At 63.0% G+C, this 3,702-nt stretch carries 3 protein-coding genes and 1 pseudogene; 3 read left to right on the top strand and 1 reads right to left on the bottom strand.

Annotation, left to right across the window (positions count from 1 at the left end):
- The 3 genes and pseudogenes from ABD906_RS09925 to ABD906_RS09915 all read left to right on the top strand — a co-directional run.
- Window positions 1-109 (top strand): annotated as a pseudogene (locus tag ABD906_RS09925) (electron transfer flavoprotein subunit alpha/FixB family protein); the annotation flags it as partial.
- Window positions 110-268: 159 nt separating this feature from the next.
- Window positions 269-2,404, top strand: a complete 2,136-nt coding sequence (scpA, locus tag ABD906_RS09920; protein WP_345099263.1) for a methylmalonyl-CoA mutase — start codon at window positions 269-271, stop codon at window positions 2,402-2,404.
- Window positions 2,405-2,442: 38 nt separating this feature from the next.
- Window positions 2,443-3,225, top strand: coding sequence for an enoyl-CoA hydratase/isomerase family protein (locus ABD906_RS09915; RefSeq protein WP_345099262.1), 783 nt, complete (start codon window positions 2,443-2,445; stop codon window positions 3,223-3,225).
- Window positions 3,226-3,340: 115 nt separating this feature from the next.
- Here the strand turns inward: ABD906_RS09915 and ABD906_RS09910 are convergent, their stop codons facing one another.
- Complete coding sequence (locus ABD906_RS09910; protein ID WP_345099261.1) at window positions 3,341-3,649, bottom strand: hypothetical protein; 309 nt, start codon at window positions 3,647-3,649, stop codon at window positions 3,341-3,343.
- Between the last annotated feature and the right edge of the window lie 53 nt (window positions 3,650-3,702).

Raw genomic sequence — 3,702 nt, 5'->3', positions numbered from 1 at the left:
GATCGTGGCGATCAACAAGGACGAGGAGGCGCCGATCTTCCAGGTCGCCGACTACGGCCTCGTCGGCGACCTCTTCCAGATCCTCCCCGAGCTCGAAAAGGCGCTCTAGTTTCATCATGGCCGGCGGACATCATCTGCCGGCCATGAACCCATGCTAAGGTCACATGATTTTTCCGCCGTAAAAGGGCGGAGACGGTGGCACAAGTCAGTTCGGACGATGGGCAGATCGTTGATAGCCTGCCCGCGGAGAGAAGAGAAAGCAGCACAGATGGCTCCAAAGATTGAGAAATGGCATGAGCTGGCAGAGAAGGAGCTCAAGCGCTCGCCGGATACCATCGTCTGGAACACGCCCGAGGGCATCGAGGTGAAGCCTCTCTACACCGCCGAGGACCTCGAGGGCATCGGGCACCTGGATTCGCTCCCCGGCATGAAGCCTTTCGTCCGCGGTCCGCGCGCGACCATGTATGCCGGCCGTCCTTGGACAATCCGCCAGTACGCTGGCTTCTCCACCGCCGAGGAATCCAACGCCTTTTACCGCAAGGCCCTCGCGGCCGGCCAGCAGGGCATCTCCGTGGCCTTCGACCTTGCCACCCACCGCGGCTATGACAGCGACCACCCCCGCGTGGTCGGCGATGTGGGCAAGGCCGGTGTCGCCATCGATTCCGTCGAGGACATGAAGATCCTCTTCGACGGCATCCCGCTCGATCAGGTCTCCGTCTCCATGACCATGAACGGCGCGGTCATCCCGATCCTCGCAAACTTCATCGTCGCGGGCGAGGAGCAGGGCGTGCCGCGCGAGAAGCTTTCCGGCACCATTCAGAACGATATTCTGAAGGAGTTCATGGTCCGCAACACCTACATCTATCCGCCCGAGCCTTCGATGCGGATCGTTGCGGACATCATCGAATACACCGCGAAGGAGATGCCGAAGTTCAACTCCATCTCCATTTCCGGCTACCACATCCACGAAGCTGGCGCGACGCTTGTGCAGGAGCTGGCCTTCACGCTTGCCGACGGCCGCGAATATGTCCGCGCGGCCCTGAAGAAGGGGCTCAACGTCGATGATTTTGCCGGCCGGCTTTCCTTCTTCTTCGCCATTGGCATGAACTTCTTCATGGAGATCTCGAAGCTGCGCGCCGCCCGCCTGCTCTGGACCCGCGTGATGGAGGAGTTCGAGCCAAAGAAGCCATCGTCCCTGATGCTGCGCACCCACTGCCAGACATCCGGTGTGTCGCTGCAGGAGCAGGACCCATATAACAACATCATCCGCACAGCCTTCGAGGCCATGTCGGCGGTGCTTGGCGGTACCCAGTCGCTGCACACCAATTCCTTCGATGAGGCGATCGCGTTGCCGACGGAATTCTCTGCCCGCATTGCCCGCAACACGCAGCTCATCCTCCAGCACGAGACAGGCGTCACCAAGGTCGTCGATCCGCTCGCCGGCTCCTATTATATCGAGAGCCTGACCAAGGAGCTTGCCGACAAGGCCTGGGCGCTGATGGAGGAGATCGAGGCCATGGGCGGCATGACCAGGGCCGTCATGTCGGGCCTGCCCAAGCGCATGATCGAGGAGGCTGCGATCCGCAAGCAGGCGGCGATCGACCGCGGCGAGACCGTTATCGTCGGCGTCAACAAGTACCGGCCCGACAACGAGGAGGAGGTGCCGATCCTTGAGATCGACAACACCGCCGTCCGCCAGGCCCAGGTCGCCCGCCTGGAGAAGGTCAAGCGCCAGCGCGATCCGAAGCGCGTCGAGGCTGCGCTTGCCGCGCTGGAACAGGTTGCCCGCTCCGGCGAGGGCAACCTGCTCGAGGCCGCCGTCGAGGCCGCACGCCATCGCGCGACCGTGGGCGAGATTTCCGACGCTCTGCGTCGCGCCTTCAATGAGAACGTCGCTACGCCGGTGATCGTGGAGAAGGTTTACAGCGGCTCCTATGCGGATGATCCGGAATATCAGACGGTGGTTGACCGCCTGCGCGGCGTGGCCGAGAAGCTCAAGGAAAAGCCGCGCGTCATGATCGCCAAGCTCGGTCAGGACGGCCACGACCGCGGCGCCAAGGTCATCGCCTCTGCCTTCCACGATATCGGCTTCGAGGTTCTGGCCGGTCCGCTCTTCCAGACGCCCGAGGAAGCCGCCGACATGGCGATCGCCTCCAAGGTCCACGTGGTTGGCGCTTCCTCACTCGCCGCCGGCCACAAGACGCTGGTCCCCCAGCTGATCGAGGAGCTGAAGAAGCGTGGCGCGGAGAACGTTATCGTCGTCTGCGGCGGCGTCATTCCCCGCCAGGACTACGAGTTCCTCTACCAGCAGGGTGTTGCCGCCATCTTCGGCCCGGGCAGCAACGTGCTCGAATGCGCGCGCACCGTGCTCGATCTTCTGGAGGGCCGCCGCCGCAATGATTGACGGCGGCCAGGGGCAATGACGGGGTAGAGGGAGGAACCATGAGCGAGCCTGTCATACTGACCATGCGCGATGGCATTGCGGAGATCCGGCTGAACCGGCCCGAGCGCCGCAATGTTCTCGACCTCGAGACGACCGCTGCCCTGGGCGCCGCCGTCTCCCGCGTTCTCGAGGCGAAGGATATCCGCGTGGTCGTCTTCAGCGCCGAGGGTGCTTCCTTTGGCGCGGGCGGCGACCTCGATTATTTCCGCCGGGCGCAGGACAAGCGCGGCGCCGCCGAACGGCTGATCCTGCCCCTGCACGAGGTGCTGAAGAAGCTCGACAACGCGCCGTTCATCACCATCGGCAGTGTGAAGGGCGCGGTGGCGGGGGGCTCGCTGTCGCTGGCGCTTGGCTTCGATTTCGTGGTGGCTGCCGAGGATACTGTCTTCAACTTTGCCTATCCCCGCGTCGGCGTTCCCGGCGACTGTGGCGGCACCTGGGCGCTGGCGCGACTGGTCGGCTATCGCAGGGCGCTCGAGATCGCTCTCCTCTGTCCCATGGTAAAGGCGGACGAGGCGCTGCAGCTCGGTCTCGTGAACCGGGTTGTCCCGCTTGATGCGCTTGAAGCCGAGACTTCGGCCCTTGCCGCGCGCCTTGCCGGAGGTGCGCCGGTGGCGCAAGCCCATGTGAAGGCGCTGATCCGCCAGTCGCTTGAGCGCGCCTATGCCGGGCAGCTCGACGCCGAGGCAGAGGCATTCCTCGCCTGCACCGAAACGGCTGATTTCCCTGAGGCGCTCGAAGCCTTCTTCGCAAAGCGCAAGCCGCAGTTCACAGGCCGCTGAGTCCGCGAAGCCTCTTGCCGGTAGCTTCGTCCTGAAATCAGGCAGGATCGTTTGTCCCCGCTGGCAAGCGAACCGGAGACTGATGGTTCGCTTGCGTAGCGGGGCAGGGCTTAAGTTAGTTGTAGGTTATGATCGCTGACGTGGTGACGTCTGTCAGCGTCGTGGGACACGGTCCCGCGCTGTCAATGTCCACGCTGCCGGGGTAGCTGTATGTTTCCCCGTCCTTCTTGGTCGTCACGGTGTTGTTGAACGAGACGGTCATCTGCGGAACACTGCCGCAGCTCATGCCCTCCGCACCGTAATAATCGAAATACTGGTACAGGGAGTCCTTGTCGATACCCTCAACCGGACCGAAAGTGATCTGAACGATCGGATTGATCCACCCCCATTGAACGGGTCCACCTTGAAGTATGGTTTTGACCATGAAGGAGGACCACAATGGCCAACAAGCGACACAAGCCCGACGAGATCGTCACG

Source organism: Chelativorans composti (genome assembly GCF_039541695.1).
Classification (GTDB): Bacteria; Pseudomonadota; Alphaproteobacteria; order Rhizobiales; family Rhizobiaceae; genus Chelativorans; species Chelativorans composti.
The sequence above is the reverse complement of the archived record's forward strand: the minus strand, read 5'-3'. Positions and strand labels throughout refer to the sequence as shown.